This is a genomic window from Mesorhizobium sp. M1428 (genome assembly GCF_040317515.1).
Taxonomy (GTDB): domain Bacteria; phylum Pseudomonadota; class Alphaproteobacteria; order Rhizobiales; family Rhizobiaceae; genus Mesorhizobium.
Window position 1 is genome coordinate 1 of the sequence record NZ_JAMYKT010000063.1, and the last position, 1,944, is coordinate 1,944.

Sequence of the window (1,944 nt, forward strand, 5' to 3'; positions counted from 1 at the left end):
GTGGCGGAGGCAAGCTGGGTTTGGCCGGCCCTGACGGGCGTCAGGGCGGCTCCGCCACATAATCTCGCTCGACGCATAAGAATGGTTATGTGGCGTGCCACATAACCGCATGCCGGCGATCTTTATGTCTTCCGCGGCCGCAGCGGCAATCTGATCAAGATTATCTGGCATGATGGGCTCGGCATGTCGCTGTATGCAAAACGGCTCGAGAAGGGCCGGTTTCTATGGCCGTCGCCGGCGGACGGCACGGTTTCCATATCACCGGCGCAGCTCGCCTACATGCTCGACGGGATCGATTGGCGCAACCCGCTTCACACGTTCCGCCCGCAGCGCGCGGGCTGAGTTTTTCTTTGAGTTTGCGCCATTTTCCGCGAGTCAGCGGACGCGTTTTATGATTCACTCCAGGGCATGGTTGCCACCGCCCAAGATGCCGTTCCGGACGATATTGGCGCGCTGAGAGCAGCGCTGACCGCGGCGCTGGCCAGAGCCGAAGACGAGGCCGCGCGCGCTGCGCTGGTCGAGGCCGAACTGGCGGTCGCCAGGGCCAAGGCATCGGATGATGCGGCGCTGATCGCACATCAGGATCTGACGATCCGGAAGCTGCAGCGGGCGCTGCATGGTCAGAGTTCTGAACGCTCAGCCCGCCTGCACGACCAGATGGAACTCACCTTCGAGGAACTCGAGAGCACCGCGACGGAAGACGAGATCGCCGCCGAACAGGCCGCGGCCCGGACCACCGAGGTGGCGCCTTACATGCGCAAGCGACCGGCGCGCCAGCCATTTCCCGAGCACCTGCCGCGCGAACGCGTGGTCGAGCCGGCGCCGGCCGCTTGCCAATTGCTGCGGCGGTCATCGGCTGCGCAAGCTGGGTGAGGATATCACCGAGACGCTGGAGGTGGTGCCGCGGCAATGGAAGGTGATCCAGCACGTGCGGGAGAAGTTCACCTGCCGCGACTGCGAGACGATCAGCCAGGCTCCGGCGCCCTTCCACGCCACCCCGCGCGGCTGGGCCGGTCCCGGCCTGCTGGCGATGATCCTGTTCGAGAAGTTCGGCCAGCATCAGCCGCTTAACCGCCAGGCCGAACGCTATGCCCGCGAAGGCGTGCCGCTCAGCCTGTCGACGCTCGCCGACCAGGTCGGCGCCGGCGCCGCGGCGCTGATGCCGCTGTTCAAGCAGCTCGAAGCCCATGTGCTGGCCGCTTCGCGTCTGCACGGCGACGACACGACGGTGCCGGTCCTGGCCAAGGGCAAGACCGATACCGGCCGATTATGGACCTATGTGCGTGATGACCGACCGTTCGGCGGCGCCGATCCGCCGGCGGTCGTGTTCTACTATTCCCGCGATCGCCGAGGCGAACATCCCGCGGCGCATCTTGCCGGCTGGAGCGGCATTCTGCAGGCCGATGCCTTTGGTGGTTATGGCGATCTCTATGCGACGGGTCGTCAGCCGGCGCCTGTTCTGGAGGCCAGCTGCTGGGCCCACAGCCGGCGCAAAGTGTTCGAGCTGGCCGATGTCGAAGCGGCGGCGCGCAAGAAGGCGCACGGCGAGAAGCCCAACCTGGTCTATCCGCTGGCGGTCGAAGCCGTGAAGCGCATCGATGCCCTGTTCGATATCGAGCGCGCGATCAACGGCCTGTCGCCGGCCCAACGGCACGCGGTGCGCCAAGAGCGGAGCGCGCCGCTGGCCACCGAGCTCGAGCGCTGGATGATCAAGACGCGCCACAAGCTCTCGCGCGGGCACGACCTGACCAAGGCCTTCAACTACATGCTGCGCCGCTGGTCATCCTTCACCCGGTTCCTCGACGATGGGCGGATCTGCCTATCCAACAATGCAGCCGAGCGAGCCCTGCGCGGCATCACGAAGACCGATTCATTATGCACCTCCTTTTCAAATGGCGGAAAACAGCGATTCGTGGTTGTCGTCGTGGATGCGATGCGGAGTAT

At 65.4% G+C, this 1,944-nt stretch carries 1 protein-coding gene and 1 pseudogene; both read left to right on the forward strand.

Annotated elements, in window-relative coordinates; genetic code table 11:
- Positions 1 to 117: 117 nt before the first annotated feature.
- A pseudogene (gene tnpB, locus NKG60_RS32090) lies at positions 118 to 342 on the forward strand (IS66 family insertion sequence element accessory protein TnpB); the annotation flags it as partial.
- A gap of 66 nt (positions 343 to 408) precedes the next feature.
- Positions 409 to 1,944, forward strand: a protein-coding gene (tnpC, locus tag NKG60_RS32095; protein WP_352976681.1) for an IS66 family transposase whose coding sequence is annotated in 2 segments (ribosomal slippage) — positions 409 to 834 and positions 836 to 1,944 — 1,535 coding nt annotated over the 2 segments. Because the reading frame shifts where the segments join, the coding sequence is not laid out codon by codon here. This gene is flagged as partial in the annotation.